Genomic DNA, 21,521 nt, shown 5'->3' with positions numbered 1-21,521 from the left:
GTAATGCCTTTGCTAAGAGGCGCGCGACTTTCCAATTTCCGCGCGGAGAATCCAGGCACATGGCGAAGATAAACGTGAAAAACCCCGTCGTCGAACTCGATGGCGACGAAATGACGCGGATTATCTGGGAATGGATTCGCGAGCGGCTGATCCTCCCCTACCTCGACGTCGACCTGAAGTATTACGACCTTTCGGTCGAGAAGCGCGACGAAACCGACGACCAGATCACCATCGATGCCGCCAACGCGATCAAGGAGCATGGCGTCGGCGTTAAATGCGCGACGATCACGCCCGACGAAGCGCGTGTGGAGGAATTCGATCTCAAGAAGATGTGGCGCTCGCCCAACGGGACGATCCGCAACATCCTGGGAGGCGTCGTCTTCCGCGAGCCGATCGTGATCCAGAACGTTCCGCGCCTGGTCCCCGGCTGGACCGACCCGATCGTGGTCGGCCGTCACGCTTTCGGAGACCAGTACCGCGCCACCGACACGCTGATCCCCGGCCCGGGCACCCTGCGCCTCGTCTTCGATGGCGACAACGGCGAATCGATGGACCTCGAGGTCTTCAAGTTCCCCTCCTCGGGCGTCGCGATGGCGATGTACAACCTCGACGATTCGATCCGCGACTTCGCGCGCGCGTCGATGAACTACGGCCTCAATCTCGGCTGGCCGGTCTATCTGTCGACCAAGAACACGATCATGAAAGCCTACGACGGGCGCTTCAAGGACCTGTTCCAGGAAGTCTACGACGCGGAGTTCAAGGACAGGTTCGAGAAGGCCGGCATCAGCTACGAACACCGCCTGATCGACGACATGGTCGCCTCGGCGCTCAAGTGGTCGGGCAAGTTCGTCTGGGCCTGCAAGAATTACGACGGCGACGTTCAGTCCGATACGGTCGCGCAAGGGTTCGGCTCGCTCGGCCTGATGACCTCCGTGCTGATGACGCCCGACGGCAAGACGGTGGAGGCCGAAGCGGCGCACGGCACGGTGACGCGCCACTACCGCCAGCACCAGCAGGGCAAGGCGACCTCGACCAACCCGATCGCCTCGATCTTCGCATGGACGCGCGGCCTGTCCTATCGCGGCAAGTTCGACGAGACGCCCGACGTGACGCGCTTCGCCGAAACGCTCGAGCGCGTCTGCATCGAGACTGTCGAGGACGGCAACATGACCAAGGACCTCGCCCTGCTCATCGGCCCCGACCAGAACTGGATGACCACCGAACAGTTCTTCGAGGCGATCGTGCAGAACCTCGAGAAGGAAATGGGCAACTGGCAGTAAGCCGGCAAACCGCCGTTATCGAAGGGCCGCCCCTCCAACGGGCGGCCCTTTTTCGTTCGGGGCCCGAAGGCCCGTGACATTCGCCCCCCGGATGCCATAGTTGGCGGTGCATGGCGTCCACCGAACTCTACTCCCCCGTCCTTTCCGACGCGCTCGTCATCCTCGGCTCCGCGGGTCTCGTGATCCCGATCTTCAACCGGTTCCGCATCACGCCGGTCATCGGCTTCATCCTGGTGGGCCTGCTGGTAGGGCCGTACGGTCTCGGCAGGCTGGTATTCGACTACCCGTGGCTGGCCCATATAACGATCACCGATCCGGACGGGCTCGACGTCTTTGCCGAGTTCGGGATCATATTGCTGCTGTTCTCGATCGGGCTCGAGCTCTCCTTCGACCGCCTGTGGCAGATGCGGCGCCTCGTCTTCGGGCTCGGCTCGCTCGAACTGGTCGTGCTCGGCGCATCGCTCACCTTCATTCTCGCAGCGATCGGGCAGCCGCTGGTAGGTGCGATGGCGCTGGGACTGGCGCTGGCGCTCTCCTCGACCGCGCTCGTGCTCAAGATCACGAACACGAACACGCCTGTCGGGAAGGCGGCGCTGGCGATGCTCCTGTTCGAGGACATCGCCATCGTCCCGATCATCTTCCTGCTGGGCGCCCTTGCCCCCCATGCGGCCGAGGAGGGTGTGGGGAGCTTCCTGCAGACCTTGCTTTATGGTCTTGCGGTCGTGCTGGCGCTGCTCGTGTTCGGACGCTTCGCCCTGCCCCGCCTGTTCGCGCAGGCCGCCCGGACCAAGAGCCCGGAACTCTTCCTGGCTGCCAGCCTGCTGGTCGTGATCGTCGCCGCGCTGGCAACCGCGGCGGTCGGGCTGTCGCCGATCGTCGGCGCGCTGATCGCGGGGCTACTGATCGCGGAGACCGAATACCACGGCGAGGTCGAGAACATCACCGAGCCGTTCAAGGGCCTCGCGCTCGGGGTATTCCTGATCACAATCGGCATGAGCATCGACCTTCAGGTCGTCTGGCAGAACCTGACGCCGATCCTCACGGCGGTCGTGGGCGTGCTGCTGCTCAAGGCGGCCGTCACCGGGCTACTCCTGCGACTGATGGGCGCAAGGCGCGGTACCGCGACCGAGACCGGCATCCTGATGTCCAGTCCCTCCGAGACGACGCTCATCGTGCTGACCGCGGCGGCATCGGCCCAGCTCATCCAGCCCGGAACCGCGCAGTTCTGGCAGATCGTCACGGCCATCGGCCTGACCATCACGCCGATCCTGTCGCTGGTCGGACGACGGCTCGCCCGGCGCGTGGACAATGTCGAGAACCTGCCCGATCCCGAGGAAGAGGCCGGCAAGCGCCGGGCAATCATCATTGGTTGCGGCCGCGTCGGGCAGCTCGTTGCCGACATGATGGTCCGCCACAACCAGCCCTACGTCGCCATCGACAGCGACGCCGATCTCGTTACCGACGGATTGCGGCGCGGGTACACGGTCGCCTTCGGTGACGCGGCGCATGGCAATGCGCTCGACCGGCTGGGGATCGACAACGCCACCGCCGTCATCCTGACGATGGACGAGCCGATCGCGGCTCAGCGCGTCGTCAAGAAGCTGCGCGCCCAGCATCCCGACCTGCCGATCATCGCACGCGCCCGCGACGCGACACACGCCGCCGAACTCTATCGCGTCGGGGCAAGCCATGCAGTGCCGGAGACACTGGAAAGCTCGCTCCAGCTTTCCGAAGCCGTCCTCGTCGATCTTGGCGTCGCGATGGGTCCGGTCATCGCCTCGATCCACGAAATGCGAGACGAATTGCGCGACCAGATCATGAAGGAGGGCGAACTGAAGGCCAAGCCCAAGCTCAAATCCGCCGCACTCGCGGAACGGACCGGCTGACGGACGGGAGCCTGTTCCGCTCTTCGGGCGTTATATTCCTGATACGAAAGGAGATAATGCCATGGAAAAGTGGAACCCCGCAGACCGGAGCGACGGATCGAACAAGTCGCCCGAAGACCAGACTGGCGAGAAGCACGGCTCGGTCGAAAGTCCCCAGCGTAGCGACCACAACATGAAGGACCTGCCGCGCGGATCGCAAGGCGATATCCGCCGCAAGTCGGCGCGGCGCTGACCGTAGCTATCCGGCTTTCAATGCTGCCCTGACGGCATCGAGTGCGGCCTCGCCCTTCGATCCGTCGGGGCCTCCGCCCTGTGCCATGTCGGGGCGACCGCCGCCGCCCTTCCCGCCGAGTTCCGCCACCCCGGCCCGAACCAGATCGACGGCGCTGAAGCGTCCCGTCAGATCGTCCGTAACCGCAACCGCGAACGCCGCCTTTCCGTCGTTCACGGCGCAGATCGCCGCCACGCCGGACCCCATGCGCTGCTTCGCCTGATCGAGCAGGCCGCGCAGTTCCCTCGCTTCGAGCCCGTCGATAACCTGTCCCGAGAAAGTGAGACCGCCCACGTCCTCGTCCGCCGGACCGCTTGCAGCGCCGCCGCCGCCAAGGGCCAGCGCCTTTTTCGCCTCGGCGAGTTCGCGTTCCAGTTTCTTGCGTTCCTCAAGCAATGCCGCGACCCTCGCTCCGACATCCTCGGGTGTGGTCTTGAGTGTGGCCGCGGCGCCTTTCAGCGCATCCTCGCGACCGACCAGCCACCGGCGCGCACCCTCGCCGGTGAGCGCTTCGATCCGCCTGACGCCCGAGCTGACCGCGCTTTCCGACACGATGCGGAAAACACCGATGTCGCCCGTCGCGTTGACGTGCGTGCCCCCGCACAGTTCGACCGAGTAATTTCGTCCGCTCTCGTTCCAGTTGGTGCGTCCCATCGACAGGACGCGCACTTCCTCGCCGTATTTTTCGCCGAACAAGGCCATCGCCCCGGCTTCTATCGCATCGTCCGGGCTCATGAGGCGGGTCTGCACAGGCTCGTTGTGGCGGATTTCTGCGTTCACCTCGGCCTCGATCGCGGCGATGTCCTCGTCGCTGAGGGCAGCAGGATGCGAGAAATCGAAGCGCAGGCGTTCGGCTGCGACCAGCGATCCCTTCTGCGTCACGTGCCCGCCCAGGCGATTGCGCAGCGCCGCATGCAGGAGATGCGTGGCCGAGTGATTCGATCGGATTGCATCGCGACGGTCGGCGTCGACATCGAGGTGCACCGTCTCCCCGACCGCCACCGTGCCGCTGTCGATGCGCCCGTGATGCACGTGCAGCCTGCCGAGCGGCTTCGAGGTGTCCGAGACGGCGATGCGCAGACCGTTCGGTCCCGTGACGGTGCCCGAATCTCCGACCTGCCCGCCGCTTTCCCCATAGAACGGCGTCTGGTTGGTCAGCAGCAGCACGTCCTGGCCTGTTTCCGCGCTTTCGACTTCCTTTCCGTCGACGACGAGCGCGACCACCCGCCCCTCGCCGGTCGTCGCGGTGTAGCCGGTGAATTCGCTGGCGCCTTCGCGCTCGGCGATGTCGAACCATATCTCGCCCGAAGCGGCCTCGCCGGAACCCTTCCAGGCCGCGCGCGCCGCGGCCTTCTGCCGCGCCATCGCCTCGTCGAACCCCTCGCGGTCGACCCCGATACCGCGCATGCGCAGGGCATCCTCGGTAAGGTCGTAGGGGAAACCGTAGGTGTCATAGAGACGGAACGCGGTTTCGCCGGAGAGCTTTTCGCCACCGGACAAGTCCGAAACCGCCTCGTCGAGAAGTTTCAGCCCCTTTTCGAGCGTCTGGCGGAAACGCGTCTCTTCACGTTCGAGCACTTCCTCGACCAGCGCCTGCGCGCGCGCCAGTTCGGGGTAGGCCTGCCCCATTTCCCCGACGAGTGCCGGAACGAGGCGATGCATCAACGGCTCTTCGGCACCCAGCAGGTGAGCGTGGCGCATGGCGCGTCGCATGATGCGTCGCAGGACATATCCGCGCCCCTCGTTCGACGGCAGCACGCCGTCGGCAAGCAGAAAGCTCGTCGAGCGCAGGTGATCGGCGATGACACGGTGGCTGGCCCCGTTTTGCCCCTCGGCCGCGACGCCGGTAAGGGCCTCCGAGGCGGCGATCAGGGAGCGGAACGTGTCGGTGTCGTAATTGTCGTGCTCGCCCTGGAGGACCGCGGCGATGCGTTCAAGGCCCATGCCGGTATCGATCGAAGGCCTGGGAAGATCGGTGCGCGATCCGTCGGCATGGCTCTCGTACTGCATGAAGACGAGGTTCCAGATCTCGATGAAGCGGTCGCCGTCCTCGTCCGGACTTCCCGGCGGGCCGCCCGGGATGTGATCGCCGTGATCGTAGAAGACCTCCGAACACGGCCCGCACGGTCCGGTGTCGCCCATGGACCAGAAGTTGTCGCTCGTCGCGATGCGGATGATCCGCTCTTCCGGCAGGCCGGCGATCTTCTTCCAGAGGTCGAAAGCCTCGTCGTCCGTGTGGTAGACCGTCGCGGTGAGCTTCTCGGGGGCCAGCCCCCATTCGCCGGTCAGGAGCGTCCATGCGTGATGGATCGCTTCTTCCTTGAAGTAGTCCCCGAAGGAGAAATTTCCGAGCATCTCGAAGAACGTGTGATGCCTGGCGGTATACCCCACGTTGTCGAGATCGTTGTGCTTGCCGCCTGCACGAACGCACTTCTGCGAGGACGCCGCGCGCGAAGCCTTGCGCGTCTCCAGCCCGGTGAAGACGTTCTTGAAAGGCACCATGCCGGCGTTCACGAACATCAGCGTGGGATCGTTGTACGGAACGAGCGGCGCCGAAGGTACCGCTTCGTGCCCGTTGGCCGCAAAATAGTCGATGAAGGATCGGCGGATGTCGTTCGTTGAACTCATGGACGCGCCGATAAGCCAGCGGGGCGCGCGCGACAAGCGCGAAGGCGCGTTCAGTGAATCCGCGAGAGCGCCTTTTCGGTGGGCACGGCTTCGCGCGCCGTCACGACACCGAGGCCGGCGGGCATCGTGCGCAGGGTAAGCGGCAATGCCATCCTTTCGATCTCGCCGTCGAAAACCCCCTCGATGGAGCCATCGCCTTCGATCACGACCTGCTCGGCCATCATGAAGGCCTTGAAGTCGTGCGAGGGCGTAGCGATCCCGATCACGGCCTTCGCGACGAATGCCAGCAGGCTGGCCGGGCGCTGCGCCGCGATCGCGTAAAGCGAAAGCGCGCCGTCGATCATGTCCTCCCGCTTGCCAAGGCGCCAGGGTTCGAAGGAATACTGGTTGTTGCCGATGAAAAGCAGGGGCGTGCGAAGCGTTTGGGACCGCCCGTCGATGCGCAGCGCGAACCGCTGCTCGCGCATGTTCGACAGGGCATGCCGGATCGCTCCCAGCGATGCGAACCACGAACGCTTCTTGCCGTCGTCGCGATGACGGACGTAGCGGGCGTAGATGCCGAACGAGGCGCTGTTAACGAATACGCGCGTGCCCGCGAGGCCGAGGTCTATGCGACGCCTCTGCCCTTCGCAGGCGATACGTGCCGCCGCTTCTAGATCGAGGGGAATTTCCAGTTGCCGGGCAAGCTGGTTACGCATGCCCAGCGGAAGTATGGCGACGGCCGTACGGCTGTGCACGAAAGCTCCCGCAGCCATCGCGACCGTGCCGTCGCCCCCCGCGACGACGACCACAGGTTCATGGCCCAGTTCCCGGATGGCCGCATCGAAATCCCATCCGTCGACGATGCTCACGTTCGGCTCGCATCCGGCGCCGGCCATCGCATCCTCTATCCTTCGGACGATAGCCTCGTCATCCTCTCCCTCGATCGCGCTGCTCTGGCGATTGACTAGGACAGGAAGGGTTCGCGACATGATCTTTCCGGGCTGGCACGACGGCAAGGGAAGCGGGGGACGAATTCCCCGCGCGGCAGGATATGCCAGCATGCCCGATCTGCGCAATTCGCCTCAGGGTTCCTGTCGCGCCGTCAGGGCACTTCGCCGCCCATTCGCCGATTGCTCCTGAGACTGAATTCGGTCGCGTGCCGGATCGGTATCTGCAGCGTGCATTCAACACCCCCCGGCTTGAATTGCAGATCGACTTCGGAACGGAGTTCGTGCGCCACGATCTTCTCGATCAAGTCACGACCGAAACCCCGTTTTTCCGGCTGGCACACGGGCGGCCCGCCTTCCTCGCGCCAGTGCAGTTCCGCCACTTCGGGCGACAGCCGGTTCCAGCGAACGTGGATCCTGCCGTAAGGTGCGGACAGGGCGCCGTACTTGGCGGCGTTGGTCGCAAGCTCGTGGATGGCAAGGCCGAGCGAAAGCGCGTCGTTCGGAGCGAGGCTGATCTCCGGTCCGCTCATCTCGACGTGATTGTCGCTCCCCTCCATGTAGGGCGCCAGTTCGCTATGGACGATCTGATCGATGGGAGCATTCTTCCAGTCGCTCTCGGACAGCAAGTCGTGCGTTGCCGAAAGGGCCCTGATCCTGGCCGAAAGGCTTTCGGCAAAATCGTCGAGACCGTCGGCGCGGCGGCGGGTGAGCGCGATGATCGACAACACGTTGGCAAGCGTGTTCTTGACACGGTGGTTCAGCTCGCGGGTCAGCGAGTTGCGGATTGCAGACTGCCTTGAAAGCCATTCCAGAACCTGCCGGTCCGCCGCGGCGCGGCTGGTTATGAGCCACCCCAGGGCCATCGCGAGGACCGACGCGATCAGCCCGAATATCAGGGTGATGCGCGAAAGCGGCGTCAGCGCGCCCGTGCTCTTCGATGTCGCGGAGATGATCCACTCGCGCTGCCCGATGACGATGCGCCGGTCGAGCGTGGCTCCGTTCCTTCCGGGGACGCGCCGCACGGCCAGGAGATTCTCGGGCGACTTGTTACGGTCGTACAAGGCGACCTCCACGTCGCGAACACGGTAAAGCTCGGCAGCGGCGTTGACGAATTCCTCGGCGCGGAACGGGCTGTAGACGAATCCCTTGACCGTGCGCTGCCCGTCCACGTTGGTGAAGACCGGCATGTAGATGAGGAAACCTGCCGAGCCGGGAGAATCCTTGTCCTGGACAAGATGCACCCGTCCCGAAGCGACCGGCTGTCCAAGCCTTACCGCCGCATCCATCGCCTCGCGCCGCACCGGCTCGGAATACATGTCGTAACCGATCGCCCGGCGGTTCCATTCGTCCATGGGAGAAAGAAAGACGATCGGAGTGGCGACACCCTGATCGAGCTGCGGGCGGGGAAAGACGATGAAGTCGGCCTGCTCGCGCTCGCGCCGTTCTACCTCGAAAGTCGGCACTTCCAGCACGCCCAGCCGCCTCGCCCATCCGATTCCCATCGAACTTTGCGAGCCGCCCGACGCCCGAAGATCGTTTACGAGAACTTCGAATTCCTCGCTCGTCACGGTTTCGCGAGTGGAGAAAAGCGCGGCGGCGGCCCGCAGGGCAGCGACGTTTTCCGATGCCCGTCTCTGCAGGCCGGATGCGATTTCGGTTAGGTTGCGGTCCAGTTCGACGAGCCGGGTACGGCGATCGGCGCGTTCGATGGAAACGACGCTTACGGCGGTGATGATCGCTGCAATGGCGAAAAGCAGGAAAGGCCAGCCACGCGGATAGCGATGGAACCATGCCTGCTTCTCGACCCTAGAGAGGAGAGCCCTGTCCATGATCTCCCTGTATTCCCCGCCGAGTCGCATCCGTACCAGCGTTGCCTCGAAGACACATGCATTTGGCAAGCTTTCGTCCGCAGGGGAACCTTACACGTGCCGAAATGTTCCAAGTCTTGTCGCCAACGGGGCGAACCCCTTGACGGATCAGGACAAGCACAGGAAATGAGCGCAGACGAATGGAGTATGCGTTGAGCCAGCCAACGGGCCCGAAAATCCCGAAGAAAAAACCCGACTTCAACCCTGACGGAAAGGGTGGGGAACCGGGGTGGGCGGATGGTCTCAGGCAGCTTTACAACTCCGTCCTGCAAGAGCCTTTGCCCGATAGCTTCGATGATCTTCTGAAGAAGCTGGACAAAGGCAAAGATGACTGAAGACACGGCTGTCTGCGCGGACACCGAAGCGTTCAAGCACGAATTGCTCGAGACGCTTCCGCACCTGCGCGCCTTTGCGCGCGGCCTCTCCGGGAGGCCTGACGTGGCGGACGACCTGGTGCAGGAGACCGCCATCAAGGCGTGGACGGCGCGCGACAGGTTCACCCCGGGCACGAGCATGCGGGCGTGGACCTTCGCAATCCTTCGCAACCACTACCTGAGCGAGCTCCGGCGCAACCGCCGCCAGGTCGACTACGATCAGGAAGCTGCCGAACGCCTGCTGGTCAAGGATGCCGACCAGGAAGAGCGACTGCATCTCGACGACATGCAGGTCGCTCTGCAGGAATTGTCGCCCGAACGGCGCGAGGCTGTCCTGTTGGTCGGAGCCGGCGGGTTCACTTACGAGGAGGCGGCGCAGATCAGCGACTGCGCGATCGGCACGATGAAGAGCCGGGTCGCACGCGCGCGGAGCGAACTCGCGACGATCCTGAACGACGAGAATCGATCTAGAAAGGGCCAGCCGAGGAAGCCCGTAAAGGGCAAGACGGACTGATCCGCCGATGGATCGCCGACGTTCGCCCGCGCGCCGGACCTGCTAGACCCCCGACGATGGACCGTCAGCGCGAACCCCATGAGCCCTCAGCCTGGCCGCGTCGCGAACGGCGGCTGGTCTCCACGCTCGTATTGCTCACGGGCGTGGCCGTGATCCTCGCCTTGCCCTTCGTCCTGTCCGCCGGATCCGAATTCTTCCTGCCCGTCACGATCTCCCTTATCCTGAGCATCATCCTGTCCCCGGTCGCGAATTTCCTCCGCCGTGTCGGACTGCCCAACGCAATCGCCTGCCTTGTATCCGTCCTGCTGGTGCCCGTTGCCTTCTCGCTGGTCGCGCTGCTCATCCTGCAGCCCTCGGTCGCGCTGCTCGCACAACTGCCGCAGCTGACCCGGCAAATCGTCGAGCATATCGAGAATGTACGGGGTGGGTTTTCCGCCTTCACCAACATCGCCAACGAGCTCGCGTCGCTGACCGGATCGGCCGGCCAGACCGAGGTCGTGGTGGCCGCGCCTTCCGCTGTCGAGCAGATCGCCACGGCCACGCCCGCAGTGGTGTTCGAAACCGTGCTGATCGTCCTGTTCACCTTCTTCATGCTGGAAGCGAGGTTCAGGATGCGCCGCAAGCTGTTGCTCGAACGGGAAGATTTCGGTGCATCGGTACGCGCCGCACGCATCCTGCGCGATGTACAGGGCCAGGTCGGCACCTACATCCTGACAGCGTCGATCATCGCGGCGTGCGTCGGCGTGATCGTTGCGCTCGGTGCATGGGCGCTTGGACTGGAAGCGCCGGTGATGTGGGGCGGGCTCGCCGCGCTTCTCAATCTGCTGCCCTATTTCGGGCCGCTGGTAATGACGTTCCTGCTGGCCGCGTTCGGGCTGGGAACGGAGGCATCCGTGCTGGCGGGGCTGGCTCCTGCCGCGATGTACCTGGCGATGCACACCGTGGAGGCGAACTTCGTGACGCCGGTCATACTCGGAAAGCGGCTGACGCTCAGCCCCATCGCCATCCTCGTTTCGATGAGCTTCTTCTCGTGGGTCTGGGGCGTTGCCGGCATCTTCCTGTCGGTTCCGATCCTGCTTGTGGGCGTTGCGCTGTTCCAGCACGTCGGCAGTCCCAACTTCGTGGGCTTCGTTTTCGGCGAAGCGCTATTCCCGATGCAAGAGGACCCGGCAGCGGGATCGTCCGCTACCGGGTCCGAAACGCCGGTCAATGGCGATGCCGTGAACTACGAGGGGTAGACCCAGGCAGTCCCGCGTTCGAAATTCTCCGAAGCGAACTTCCAGTTCACGATGTTGCCCAGAACTGCATTCACGTACTCGGGACGCTTGTTCTTCACATCTATATAGTAGGCGTGCTCCCAGACATCGATCGTCAGGAGCGGGTTGACGCCTTCGGTGATAGCCGTTTCGGCATCGTGCGTCGAAATGACCTTTAGGCTGTCTCCATCGGCGACGAGCCATGCCCAGCCCGATGCGAAGTGACCGACTGCCTCTTCGGAAAGCTTTTCCTTCAGCGCGTCGACGGAGCCGAACGATGCGTCGATCGCCTTGGCCAGCGCGTCGCTGGGCTGCGATCCGTCAGGCGACATGGAGTGCCAGTAGAAACCGTGGTTCCAGGTTTGCGCGGCAGAATTGAAGAGCCCGCCAGAGGATTTCTTCACGATCGTCTCGAGGTCGGCACCGGCCATGTCGGTTCCCTCGATCCCGGCATTGACCTTGTCGACGTACCCCTTGTGGTGCTTGCCGTGGTGGGTCTCGAGCGTCTCGGCCGAGATGTGCGGGGCAAGCGCGTCGTGGGAATAGGGTAGCGGCATCAGCGAGATAGTCATCGGCGTCTCCTGTCGTCAGTCGTTGTGTTCAAAAGGCTGCTTAGCAAAAGGCCCTGAGAGTGAAAGTTTCAAGGCAAAATCCATTTCCGGCCTCTCTCAAACAACGCACGAGGCCGCCTTCGTTCCCGCCAGGAAAGACAAATGGGCGGCGAACATCGTGTCCGCCGCCCATCCGTGTTTGTTAGTGGTGCGAGAGCTCACCGCACCTTCGAGGACCGTCAGTCCATCTGGTCGGCCTGCTCCTCGATAGCATCGGCCTTGTTTTCACCGGCCTCACGAATGGCTTCCGCCTTTTCGTTCATGGCGTCCTGGGCAGCGCCGTCCATTTCGTCGGCCTGCTGCTCCATCGCCTCGGCCTCCTGTTCGGTGTTGTCCTCAACCATGTCGGCCTGGTCTTCGAGTGCGTCGGCCTGCTGTTCCATGGCGTCGTCGGCCGGGTCGTTGCACGCCGCAAGGCCCAGGGTCGCGGTGGCCGCCAGAAGCATGGCCGCACCGGTCGTCTTGATACGTTTCATTCCGATGTTCCCTGTTTTCGCTTACCGCACGGATCCGCGACGGAAGAGGTTCACGATGGCGAGAAGGATCACGGCACCGAGGAACGAGGCGACGAGCGAAAGCAGGTCGAAAGAACCGCTCGTAATCGGCGCACCGCCGATGAGCGGCGTTACGATGAAACCGGCCAGAAGTGCGCCGACGATACCGACGACGATATTAAGCAGAATGCCTTGCTGAGCATCGGTTCGCATAAGAATACTTGCCAGCCAGCCAATGATTCCGCCTATGACTAGAACCAGAACCAGTGTCATAATTCAAACTCCATTGCTTTTGTACCTGGTTAAACGTCAGGTGCGTGCAATGGTTCCGGCAACTGGTCGCATCTCGACTTCGGAAACTGTATATCTTCGAGGGGATGAATGACCGGCAAACCCGTCCCGGACCGAGCCTCCCGCGCCTTGCCTCAGCGAACGGAGCCTTTGCCCGGCGCATCGAGAGCATGGTCCAGCGAGACCTTCGCGGCCCAAATGAAAAGCACCATGCCGGGCACCCACATGAGCAACCCGCCGAACTGCTGGTCGGCCAGCGGTGCAAGGCCCCACGCGCCCGAAGTGGCAAGATGCGGCCCGAACAGCGGTATCGCGGCGAAGGTGAGGATCGCCCCGAGAAGGCCCATCTGGACCGTGGTCATCAACCCCGCCGCAAGCGGCGCGAAAGCCTGCTCGGCCGGGTGGTGAAGAAGATCGCGCCAAAGGAATATCGCACTGCCGAACAGGGTGAGGTGCATGGCCCAGTACACCGCGTCGCTGCGGAAGGTTGCAGCGTAGGGTCCCGGCATGTGCCAGAACCAGAGCGCGAGGGCGAAGCAGGCGGTGTTGGCGGCCAGCAGCCTGCCCGACCATTTTCCGCGATGAGGCCATCCCCACGCGATCAGCGGCGCGGCGAGCAGCACGAGGATCATGTGCTGGCCGATGCGGGCGGAAAACAACGCGACCGATAACGCGCACAGCGGCGAGAAGAACGCGGCAGCCGCAATGGTCCAGCCTGTTCCTGCCATTGTCCTCGACCGCCCCTGCGGAGCGATCCTCGCTACGTGGAAAATGGCGATCCCCAGAAGAACGACGATCGCGACGGGATCGAGATTGAAGCGCGACAGGAGCTCGCCCGGTAACGGCGGCAATCCGCAATAGGGAACTCGCGCTTCCATCAGCTCTGCCGGCAATCGCGACTACGCAAGAGGGTGTATCCTGCCATGGTTCGGAAATCGCGGTGCGGTCCGGAAGTTCCCGGCAGGCGCCGGGTACCGCCCTTCTCGCCCCGCGCCGGTCAGCACGCCTAGACTGCTTCCTTCACGATGCGCACCGGGACGCCCTTGGAGGCGGGCGTCTTCGACAGCTTGTCGTGATACCAGAGCGGAACGAGTGGATTGAGTTCCGGAAAATACCCCCCGAGACATCCATCGGGCAATTCGTAGGGCACGATTCGCAATCCCTCCACCTTGCGCACGATGTCGTCCCCGGCATCTCCGAGAAGCGAAACCGTGTCGCCTTCCCGCAAGCCGTCCCGCTTCATGTCGGCGGTGCTCATCATCACGATCATCCGCGATCCGGAGATTCCGCGAAGCCGGTCGGAATGGCCGTAGATCGTCGTGTTGAACTGATCGTTCGAGCGAACCGTGACCAGATGGTACCTGCCCGCCGCGTCACCGATGCCACACGCGTTCATCACCGTCGGCGTGGTGAATTCGGCCTTCCCGCTCTCGGTCTTCCATATCCGTTCATGCGCGCCGTTCCCGCGATAGAAGCCTCCGGGCTGGTGCATGCGATCGTTCATGTCGTGGAATTCTTCGGGGTATGTCATGGCGATCAGATCGCGGATCAGGCCGTAATCGCCCATCCAGTCGTCCCAGAGCCACTTCGGATGCCCGGGCAGCGTCGCCTTCGCCAGTTCGCAGACGATTGCGGTCTCGCTCTTGAGGTAGGGGCTTGCCGGCGAACGCTTTCCGATCGAGCCGTATATGTGGCTGAAGCTGTCCTCCATCGTCACGGTCTGCCGGCCGGTCTTCTGCACATCGTCCTCGGCGCGGACGAGGCAGGGCAGGATGAAGGACGACTTGCCCGGCATGAGGTGCGTCTTGTTGAGCTTGGTCGCCACGTGGACGGTCAGTTCCATGTCGCGCCACGCCGCATGGACGCGCTCGTGGTCGGGCACAGCCTTTGCAAGGTTGCCGCCAAGACCGATGAAACCCCTCGCGGTTCCAGCGAGAATCGCTTCCAGAAACTCGACCGTGGTATGCCCGTCCTCGGTCGGCGGATCGAAATCGAACAGCTCGCGATACTTGTCGTTGGGAGCGAGGCTGGTTTTCTCGGTGATGCCGACCGTGCGCTGGCCCTGGACGTTGGAGTGCCCGCGTATCGGCGAACAGCCGGCGCCCTTGCGGCCGATGTTGCCCGAAAGCAGCAGCAGGTTGACCAGCATGCCGATCGACTGGCTGCCGTGGACATGCTGGGTAAGCCCCATGCCGTAGATGCCGATGACCCTTTCGGCGTCGGCGTAGACATCTCCGGCAGCTTCGAGTTCGGATCGCGCCAGCCCCGAATTGCTCTCGATCTCGTCCCAGCCGGCGGAGTCCAGCCTGGCGAGAAATTCGTCGAAACCGGCGGTGTGCTGATCGATGAAGGTCCGGTCGAGCACGCCCGGCCCGCCGGCATCGCGCGATGCCGCGTCACGCTCGAGCACGCGCTTCATCACGCCCATCAGCGCGGCGATATCGCCTCCCGGCTTTACCTGCAGGTACTGGTGCGCAAGCTTCGTGGCGGGCGAGACGGTCATTTGCATCGGGTTCTGCGGATCGGTGAATTCGAGGAGCCCTTTCTCCCGCAACGGGTTGAAGACCACGATCTTGCACCCTCGCTCCACCGCCTGCTGCAACGGGCGGAGCAGGCGCGGACTGTTCGTGCCCGGGTTTTGCCCGAGGTAGAAGATGGCGTCGCAATGCTCGAGGTCTTCCAGCGTGCAGGTCCCGACCGGCGATCCCGTTACCTTCTTCAGTCCGACAGAAGTGGTTTCGTGACACATGTTCGAGCTGTCCGGCAGGTTCTGGTGACCGTATATTCGGGCGAACAGGGCATAGAGATAGGACGGTTCGAGGGCCGCCTTGCCCGATGCGTAGAACGTGACCGATTTCGGTTCGAGCTCGCGAAGCTTCTCGCCGATCTCGCGGAAGGCCTCGGCCCAGCCGACCCGGAGGTAGCGGTCGCTTTCGGCATCATAGCGCAGCGGCTCGGTCAGCCTGCCGCGCATTTCGAGATCGTAGTCGCTGCGCGCAGCCAGTTCGGTGACAGTATGTCGGGCAAGATATTCCGGAGTGCAACGTTCGCTGGTGAGGTCCCAGAGAGTGGCTTTCGCACCGTTTTCGCAGAACTCGAAGAGATGCGGGTTCGGCGGCTTCGCCCAGGCGCACGACGTGCACATGTGCCCCTTCGGCTTGTTCTGGTGGAACAGGGTATCGAGCGCTCCGGGCCCTGCCCGTTCCTTGATCTGGATCCGCGTCATGCCCCGGACGGAACCCCAGCCGCCTGCTGCGCCCCGATATCTTTTGGGGGTAGGATCGCCCTCGCTCATATCGCCTCCATCGAACCGTGCCTGTTATCGCAACTTCCGGAGGCGCCGATGGTTCATCTTTTCGGGACTTTTGCAATGGCTGTCGCCTGCTTGCGGCGGTGGTCGCCGGGACGATGACACTCCTGTCGAGGCATGCGACCGGATGCGCCAGGAGTAAGCGGGACAAGATCATGCGCACGGCTATTGGGTTATTGCGAACCGGTCGCTACAAGGGCGCCCCATGCTGAAACGTCTTGCGCCCGCTGCGGCGCTGTCCCTGCTCCTTGCCGGTGGCTGCTCGTCGGAGGAACGGTCTCGCGAGGACGAGGCGGTGCCGATCGTCGCGCAACAACTGCGCGTCCTGCCGGAACGGGAGCGGGTCGAGGCAGTCGGCACGGCCCGTGCGGCCACGTCGGCGGAAATCTACCCGGAAAGCGCAGGCCGCGTCGAACAGGTGATGTTCTCGGCAGGCAACTTCGTACGGCAGGGAACGCCGCTCGTCCGGCTCGATTCCCGGCGCGAGCGCCTCGCCGTCGAAGCAGCCAGGGTCCAGGTGCAGGAGGCATCGCAACTGCTTTCGCGCTATCGCCGGATCGAGGATACCGGAGCAATCTCCGAAAGCCAGATCGAGGCAGGAGAAACGGCGCTCGCCTCCGCCCGCGTCGAATTGCAGCAGGCGCAGACCGCTCTGGCCGACCGGACGATCCGCGCGCCGTTCTCGGGACACATCGGCCTTACCGAGATAGACCCCGGCGACCGCGTCGATACAGCGACGCCCATCGCGCAGATCGACAGGCGTTCGACGCTGTATGTCGACTTCCCCGCGCCCGAGTCCGCGTTCGAGCGGCTCCAGCCCGGACAAGTCGTGGCCGTCACGCCGTTCTCCGATCCGTCGCGCGAAATAGACGCGCGGATCATCGCCGTGGATTCGGCCATTTCGGAGGAAGAGCGAACGTTCACGGTTCGCGCCGCGATCGAGAACAGCGGCGACACCCTGAGACCCGGAATGAGCTTTCGCGTGGTTTTCTCGGGAGCCGGTCAGGCACGGCCCGCAGTGCCCGAGGAAGCCATCGTGTGGGGCGGCGACGGATCGTACCTCTGGGCAGTGCGCGATGGAAAGGCCGCCCGCGTGCCGATAACGATAACCTCGCGCCGCGAAGGCCTCGCGTTCGTCGATGCGCCGCTCAACCCGCGCGATACGATCGTCGTCGAAGGTGTCCAGAAGCTGCGCGAGGGACAGGACGTGCGCATCGCCAAGCCGCCCGGCAAGGCCGCCGCGAAGGCCCCCGGCAAGGCCGGGAACGCCGATGGAGAATAAGTCCGACCTGCCGATGCTGGCGGTCAAGCGTCCGCTGCTGATCGGTGTGCTCAACCTGCTGATCGTGCTGGCAGGCATCGCGGCGCTTCTCGGCATCGAGGTTCGCGAACTTCCCAACGTCGACCGGCCGATCGTGTCGGTTTCGGCCAGCCTGCCCGGTGCCGCGCCCGAAACGATGGATGCGGAGGTCACGAGCATCCTTGAAGACGCCGTGGCCCGCGTATCCGGGGTGCGCCAGATCAGCGCGGCGAGCGAGGAAAACAACTCGCGCATCCGCGTCGAATTCAATCCCGGCGTCGATCTCGATACCGCCGCGACCGACGTTCGCGAAGCGGTCAGCCGGGTCAACCGCGACCTTCCCGAACGGATCGAGCAGCTCACCGTCGTCAAGGCGGACCAGGATGCATCGCCGATCATGCGGCTCGCGGTGTCGAGCCCGGCCCACGACGAGGCCGAGCTTACCCGAATCGTCGAGAACGACATCATCCCGGAACTGCTCACTGCCGAGGGTGTCGCCAGCATCGCCGAGTTCGGCTCCCGGCCTCGTCAGCTTCGCATCGCGGTCGATCCGCTGCGGCTCAATCGCTTCGGCCTTACGATCAGCGACGTGGCCGAAGCGCTGGAGCGCGCGCCGTTCGACGTTCCGGTCGGCAGCTTCCGTTCCGACGCGCAGGAACTCGTCGTGCGAGCCGAGGCGAGCGCGAGCGACCCGGAGCGCATCGAGGCGGTCATAATCGACGGCACGACGAGGATCGGCGATGTCGCGCAGGCGATCTACGCCCCGGCCAACGCGACGAATTTCGTGCGCCTCGATGGCAGACCCGTGATCGGGCTGGGCGTCGTTCGCCAGGCTAGTTCGAACACGATCCAGATTTCCGAAGCCATTCGCGGGGCGGTGGAGCGGCTCAACGGCCGGTTTTCCGACATCTCAATCGAGGTCACGTCGGACGATGCCGAGTTCATCAAGATATCGGTCCGCGAAGTGCTGATCACCCTCGGCTTCACCGTCATGGTCGTGATCGCGACCATGCTGCTGTTCTTCCGCGCGGTCCGGCCGACGATCATTCCCAGCACGACGATCCCGGTAGCGCTGGTCGGCGTCGTCGCCGGAATCTGGCTGATGGGGTTCTCGATCAACCTGCTGACCCTGCTCGCGCTGGTGCTAGCCACCGGCCTGATCGTCGACGACGCCATCGTCGTGCTCGAGAATGCGCAGCGCCTGCAGAACGAGGGCCTCGGAAAGCGGGCGGCGGCAGTTCTGGGGACGCGGCAGGTATTCTTCGCGGTCATCGCCACCACCGCGGTCCTCGTCTCGGTGTTCGTGCCAATCTCGTTCCTGCCATCCGAAGCCGGACGGTTGTTCCGGGAATTCGGATTCGTGCTTGCGGTCGCGGTCATCCTTTCGTCATTCGTGGCGCTTTCGCTGGTTCCGGCGCTCGCCGCGCGGATCGATCTCACCACCGGCCGGCAGGAGAGCACGAGGCTTACCCGCCTCGGCGCGAAGGCGAACGATTTCTACCACCGGCTGCTGCGCAGGTGCCTCGACCATCCCAGGGCGGTAGTCGGCATCTCACTGGCTGCCGCGGGCGCTGCGGCACTGCTCTACGGAACGCTCGACAACGAACTGGTGCCCGACGAGGATCGCGGCACCGTCATCGTCTTCGCCACCGGACCGGACGGCGTCGGCATCGATTTCATGGACGGCGAGCTCGACGAGATCGAAGCGGTACTGCAGCCGTTCGTCGAGTGCGGCGAGATCGTCTCGACCTTCTCGATCGTCGGGCGCTACGATCCCAACCGCGTCCTTGTCACGGCGGAACTTGCCGACTGGGCAAACCGGGACCGGACGCAGACGGAAATAGTCGAGGCGCTGCAGGAGCCAATGGGCGAGATTCCCGGTTCGCGCGTCAACGTACGGGGGCGCGGCACGCTCAGCTTCGGTGGCGGCGGCAACGGAATCGAAGTCGCGCTGACCGGCTCCGAATACGACGAGATCTACCGGTCCGCGCTCGCCCTTTCCGAGGCGATCGACACGCAGTCCGACATCCTTTCGAACCCCGACATCTCCTACCAGCCGACGCAGCCGCAGCTTTCGGTCCAGATCGATCGCCAGCGCGCCTCGGACCTCGGCGTCGATCTCGGCGACCTGGCGCTCACCCTGCGGGCGATGGTGGGCGGAACCGAGGTTGTCGATCTCAACGTCGGCGACCAGGCCGTGCCGATCTTCCTCACCTCGCAGGCCGTCACGATCACCAATCCCAACGACCTGCGAAATCTCTACATACGCGGGACAGGCAACTCGCTCGTCCCGCTGTCGAGCGTCACCTCGATCGCGGAGCAAGGGATCGCGGCCGAGCTCGACCGGACCGAGCAGCGCCGCGCCATCGAGGTCGACGCCAACATCGCCGCCGGAACGCCGTTGCGCGATGCGGTGGACGAGATCGAGCGGCTCGCCGAGGATACGGTGGCCGACGATATCGACATGCTCCTCCAGGGAGAGGCGGAATCGCTCGAAGAGACGTCGAGCGACCTGCTCGCGACCTACGCCTTCGCGCTGGTCATCGTCTTCCTCGTCCTTGTGGCGCAGTTCGAAAGCCTCACGAGTGCATCGGTCGTCATGCTCAGCGTTCCCTTCGCGCTGGCCGCGGCAATCTTCGCGCTTTTCCTCTCCGGCATCTCGCTCAACATCTACTCGCAGATCGGGCTTGTCATGCTGATCGGGCTGATGGCGAAGAACGGGATCCTGATCGTGGAATTCGCCGACCAGCTTCGTCATCAGGATAGATCGGTGCGCGAAGCGATCGAAGAGGCTGCGGCCATACGCCTGCGTCCCATCGCCATGACGCTGATCTCGACCGTGATCGGCGCGCTCCCGCTGATCCTCGCAAGCGGCGCGGGAGCCGAGGCGCGCCAGTCGATCGGCTGGGTCATCTTCGGCGGGCTCGGCATAGCCGGCCTGTTCACGCTGTTCCTGACGCCGGTCATCTATCTCGGCATCGCCCGGTTCGGAAAGCCCCGCAGCCTCGACCTCAAGCGGCTCAGGCAGGAAATCGAACAGGTCGACGAAGCCAGTCTCGCGCAGGGGGCGGCGTGAGGCGGACAGTTGCGCTTGTCGCCGCCCTGATGCTGGCAGGCTGCGGCGCGACGATGCCCGAGCCGCGTGGCCCGGCCGACCTCGACGTGCCGCCCGATTTTGCCGCCGACTATCGCCCGCCGCCCGGCACGGCAGAGACCTGGTGGAAAGGGTTTCGCGATCCGGAACTCGACACGCTCGTCGAGCAGGCGCTGGCCGACAACCTCGAGATAGAGGCGGCGCTGGCCCGTCTCCGGCGCGCACAGGCGCTTGTCCGCGCAGAGCGCTCCGACCTTCTGCCCTCGCTCGATGCCACCGGAAGCGTCGATGCCACCATCGACTCGTCGGGCGATACCGGAACACGGGCAAACGCCGGGTTGCTGGGCTTTTTCCAGCCCGACATCTCCGGGCGGCTCTCGGCGGAGGTGCGTGCCGCGCTCGCGCGGGCGTCGGCAAGCGACTACTTCGTGGCCGAACAGCGCCGGCTCGTCGCAGCGGCGGTGGCGAACCAGTACATCGAATTGCGCAGGACGGGCGCCCGCCTCGCGCTGCTCGAACAATCGACCGAACTGCAGCAGCAGACGCTCAGGATCGTCACCCTGCGCTTCGAGGCCGGGCTCTCGGCCAATCTCGATGTTCGCCGCGCCGCCGCCGACCTGGCGCGGACTCGCGCGCAGAAGGGCCTTCTCGACCTGGCACGCGCACGTTCCTCGCATTCGCTCGCGGTGCTGACCGGCGATCCGCCGAGCGAAATCCCCCCGCTCGCGGTCGAGGCAGGCATCCCGGAGTACGAGGGCGGCCCGCCCCGGGGCACTCCGGCAGACCTGCTGCGCCGCAGGGCCGATCTCCTGGTCGCCGAGGCCGAACTCGTCGAGGCAGCGGCCCTGACAGGTGCCGAACGCGCCGACCTGCTGCCTACGCTGACGATCCCGGGGGACATCACCGCCGGCAGCGGAACCATCGGCGGCCTTTTCGACGATGTCTTCGCCACGATCGGCGCCGTCATCGATCTCCCGCTGTTCGACGGCGGACGGCGCCGGGCCGAGATCGGCGCCGCCGAGGCCGAAGCCGACGCGCGCTTTGCCGAATACCGCAGGACGTTCCTCGTCGCGCTCGGCGAGGTGGAGGATTCGCTGGTCGCGATCGAATCCTACCGCGACAGGAACGAGGCACTGCGGCGAGCCATATCCGAAAGCCAGACCGCCTTCGAACAGTCGAACGCGCTCTATCGCGAAGGGCTCGCCTCGCTGTTCGACGTTCTCGACGCGCAACGGCAGCTTATCGGCAGCAGGGAAGCGCTGATCGACAGCGAGGCCGCCCTCGCCTCGTCGGTCGTGTCCTTCTACGCCGCGGTCGGCGCACAGGTCGTGCCGGACGAAATCGCCGTCGCCGAGTAGGGCGAGTTCTCTCCAAACTCGCTTTTTGTGCAGTCTATGGCCTGCCACCGGAAT

At 64.4% G+C, this 21,521-nt stretch carries 17 protein-coding genes; 9 read left to right on the top strand and 8 right to left on the bottom strand.

The window, feature by feature from the left end:
- Window positions 1-59 precede the first annotated feature (59 nt).
- The 3 genes from FHS75_RS00550 (at window position 60) to FHS75_RS00540 (ending at window position 3,398) form a co-directional block, all read left to right on the top strand.
- Window positions 60-1,280: an NADP-dependent isocitrate dehydrogenase gene (locus FHS75_RS00550; RefSeq protein ID WP_179405778.1), complete on the top strand. Its 1,221-nt coding sequence runs from the start codon at window positions 60-62 to the stop codon at window positions 1,278-1,280.
- 110 nt (window positions 1,281-1,390) lie between these two features.
- Window positions 1,391-3,166, top strand: a complete 1,776-nt coding sequence (locus tag FHS75_RS00545; RefSeq protein ID WP_179405777.1) for a cation:proton antiporter domain-containing protein — start codon at window positions 1,391-1,393, stop codon at window positions 3,164-3,166.
- Window positions 3,167-3,227: 61 nt separating this feature from the next.
- Window positions 3,228-3,398, top strand: coding sequence for a hypothetical protein (locus tag FHS75_RS00540; protein ID WP_179405776.1), 171 nt, complete (start codon window positions 3,228-3,230; stop codon window positions 3,396-3,398).
- Between the two features lie 6 nt (window positions 3,399-3,404).
- Here the strand turns inward: FHS75_RS00540 and alaS are convergent, their stop codons facing one another.
- The 3 genes from alaS to FHS75_RS00525 all read right to left on the bottom strand — a co-directional run bounded on the left by alaS (window position 3,405) and on the right by FHS75_RS00525 (window position 8,826).
- Window positions 3,405-6,065 (bottom strand): alanine--tRNA ligase, encoded by a 2,661-nt coding sequence (alaS, locus tag FHS75_RS00535; RefSeq protein WP_179405775.1) that lies wholly within the window; start codon window positions 6,063-6,065, stop codon window positions 3,405-3,407.
- Between the two features lie 50 nt (window positions 6,066-6,115).
- Window positions 6,116-7,036, bottom strand: coding sequence for a diacylglycerol/lipid kinase family protein (locus tag FHS75_RS00530; RefSeq protein ID WP_179405774.1), 921 nt, complete (start codon window positions 7,034-7,036; stop codon window positions 6,116-6,118).
- A gap of 113 nt (window positions 7,037-7,149) precedes the next feature.
- A complete protein-coding gene (locus FHS75_RS00525) occupies window positions 7,150-8,826 on the bottom strand; it encodes a CHASE domain-containing protein (protein WP_229735445.1) in 1,677 nt (558 codons plus the stop codon).
- 179 nt (window positions 8,827-9,005) lie between these two features.
- Between FHS75_RS00525 and FHS75_RS00520 the strand changes: the two genes are divergently transcribed.
- From FHS75_RS00520 to FHS75_RS00510, 3 genes are read left to right on the top strand one after another with little or no spacing between them, the layout of a single operon-like run.
- Complete coding sequence (locus tag FHS75_RS00520; protein ID WP_179405773.1) at window positions 9,006-9,200, top strand: NepR family anti-sigma factor; 195 nt, start codon at window positions 9,006-9,008, stop codon at window positions 9,198-9,200.
- Window positions 9,193-9,753, top strand: coding sequence for a sigma-70 family RNA polymerase sigma factor (locus tag FHS75_RS00515; RefSeq protein WP_179405772.1), 561 nt, complete (start codon window positions 9,193-9,195; stop codon window positions 9,751-9,753). The genes FHS75_RS00520 and FHS75_RS00515 overlap by 8 nt, the downstream gene beginning before the upstream one ends.
- Before the next feature lie 56 nt (window positions 9,754-9,809).
- Window positions 9,810-10,991: an AI-2E family transporter gene (locus FHS75_RS00510; protein ID WP_179405771.1), complete on the top strand. Its 1,182-nt coding sequence runs from the start codon at window positions 9,810-9,812 to the stop codon at window positions 10,989-10,991.
- Here FHS75_RS00510 and FHS75_RS00505 read toward each other — a convergent pair.
- The 5 genes from FHS75_RS00505 to FHS75_RS00485 all read right to left on the bottom strand — a co-directional run bounded on the left by FHS75_RS00505 (window position 10,979) and on the right by FHS75_RS00485 (window position 15,700).
- Complete coding sequence (locus FHS75_RS00505; protein WP_179405770.1) at window positions 10,979-11,581, bottom strand: superoxide dismutase; 603 nt, start codon at window positions 11,579-11,581, stop codon at window positions 10,979-10,981. The genes FHS75_RS00510 and FHS75_RS00505 overlap by 13 nt on opposite strands.
- Before the next feature lie 218 nt (window positions 11,582-11,799).
- Window positions 11,800-12,096 (bottom strand): hypothetical protein, encoded by a 297-nt coding sequence (locus FHS75_RS00500; RefSeq protein ID WP_179405769.1) that lies wholly within the window; start codon window positions 12,094-12,096, stop codon window positions 11,800-11,802.
- A 21-nt stretch (window positions 12,097-12,117) separates the two neighbouring features.
- Window positions 12,118-12,387, bottom strand: coding sequence for a GlsB/YeaQ/YmgE family stress response membrane protein (locus tag FHS75_RS00495; RefSeq protein ID WP_179405768.1), 270 nt, complete (start codon window positions 12,385-12,387; stop codon window positions 12,118-12,120).
- A gap of 152 nt (window positions 12,388-12,539) precedes the next feature.
- On the bottom strand, window positions 12,540-13,283 hold the full coding sequence (locus tag FHS75_RS00490; protein WP_179405767.1) for a cytochrome c oxidase assembly protein: 744 nt from the start codon (window positions 13,281-13,283) through the stop codon (window positions 12,540-12,542).
- Window positions 13,284-13,411: 128 nt separating this feature from the next.
- Window positions 13,412-15,700, bottom strand: coding sequence for an FdhF/YdeP family oxidoreductase (locus FHS75_RS00485; RefSeq protein WP_179405766.1), 2,289 nt, complete (start codon window positions 15,698-15,700; stop codon window positions 13,412-13,414).
- Window positions 15,701-15,920: 220 nt separating this feature from the next.
- Between FHS75_RS00485 and FHS75_RS00480 the strand changes: the two genes are divergently transcribed.
- Genes FHS75_RS00480 through FHS75_RS00470 form a run of 3 tightly spaced genes read left to right on the top strand, consistent with a single transcriptional unit; the run spans window position 15,921 to window position 21,467 of the window.
- Window positions 15,921-16,997 (top strand): efflux RND transporter periplasmic adaptor subunit, encoded by a 1,077-nt coding sequence (locus FHS75_RS00480; RefSeq protein WP_179405765.1) that lies wholly within the window; start codon window positions 15,921-15,923, stop codon window positions 16,995-16,997.
- A complete protein-coding gene (locus FHS75_RS00475; RefSeq protein WP_179405764.1) occupies window positions 16,987-20,091 on the top strand; it encodes an efflux RND transporter permease subunit in 3,105 nt (1,034 codons plus the stop codon). Before FHS75_RS00480 ends, FHS75_RS00475 begins: the two co-directional genes overlap by 11 nt.
- On the top strand, window positions 20,088-21,467 hold the full coding sequence (locus FHS75_RS00470; RefSeq protein ID WP_229735443.1) for an efflux transporter outer membrane subunit: 1,380 nt from the start codon (window positions 20,088-20,090) through the stop codon (window positions 21,465-21,467). Before FHS75_RS00475 ends, FHS75_RS00470 begins: the two co-directional genes overlap by 4 nt.
- The last annotated feature ends 54 nt before the right edge of the window (window positions 21,468-21,521 follow it).

The sequence above is a fragment of the Novosphingobium marinum genome, from assembly GCF_013408095.1.
Taxonomy (GTDB): Bacteria; Pseudomonadota; Alphaproteobacteria; order Sphingomonadales; family Sphingomonadaceae; genus Novosphingobium; species Novosphingobium marinum.
This window is presented reverse-complemented; position numbering and strand designations above follow the sequence as displayed.

Coding starts and splice junctions, on each gene's coding strand:
- FHS75_RS00550 (WP_179405778.1), top strand. CDS start 60: ATGGCGAAGATAAACGTGAAAAACCCCGTCGTCGAACTCGATGGCGAC.
- FHS75_RS00545 (WP_179405777.1), top strand. CDS start 1,391: ATGGCGTCCACCGAACTCTACTCCCCCGTCCTTTCCGACGCGCTCGTC.
- FHS75_RS00540 (WP_179405776.1), top strand. CDS start 3,228: ATGGAAAAGTGGAACCCCGCAGACCGGAGCGACGGATCGAACAAGTCG.
- alaS (WP_179405775.1), bottom strand. CDS start 6,065: ATGAGTTCAACGAACGACATCCGCCGATCCTTCATCGACTATTTTGCG.
- FHS75_RS00530 (WP_179405774.1), bottom strand. CDS start 7,036: ATGTCGCGAACCCTTCCTGTCCTAGTCAATCGCCAGAGCAGCGCGATC.
- FHS75_RS00525 (WP_229735445.1), bottom strand. CDS start 8,826: ATGGACAGGGCTCTCCTCTCTAGGGTCGAGAAGCAGGCATGGTTCCAT.
- FHS75_RS00520 (WP_179405773.1), top strand. CDS start 9,006: ATGGAGTATGCGTTGAGCCAGCCAACGGGCCCGAAAATCCCGAAGAAA.
- FHS75_RS00515 (WP_179405772.1), top strand. CDS start 9,193: ATGACTGAAGACACGGCTGTCTGCGCGGACACCGAAGCGTTCAAGCAC.
- FHS75_RS00510 (WP_179405771.1), top strand. CDS start 9,810: ATGGACCGTCAGCGCGAACCCCATGAGCCCTCAGCCTGGCCGCGTCGC.
- FHS75_RS00505 (WP_179405770.1), bottom strand. CDS start 11,581: ATGACTATCTCGCTGATGCCGCTACCCTATTCCCACGACGCGCTTGCC.
- FHS75_RS00500 (WP_179405769.1), bottom strand. CDS start 12,096: ATGAAACGTATCAAGACGACCGGTGCGGCCATGCTTCTGGCGGCCACC.
- FHS75_RS00495 (WP_179405768.1), bottom strand. CDS start 12,387: ATGACACTGGTTCTGGTTCTAGTCATAGGCGGAATCATTGGCTGGCTG.
- FHS75_RS00490 (WP_179405767.1), bottom strand. CDS start 13,283: ATGGAAGCGCGAGTTCCCTATTGCGGATTGCCGCCGTTACCGGGCGAG.
- FHS75_RS00485 (WP_179405766.1), bottom strand. CDS start 15,700: ATGAGCGAGGGCGATCCTACCCCCAAAAGATATCGGGGCGCAGCAGGC.
- FHS75_RS00480 (WP_179405765.1), top strand. CDS start 15,921: ATGCTGAAACGTCTTGCGCCCGCTGCGGCGCTGTCCCTGCTCCTTGCC.
- FHS75_RS00475 (WP_179405764.1), top strand. CDS start 16,987: ATGGAGAATAAGTCCGACCTGCCGATGCTGGCGGTCAAGCGTCCGCTG.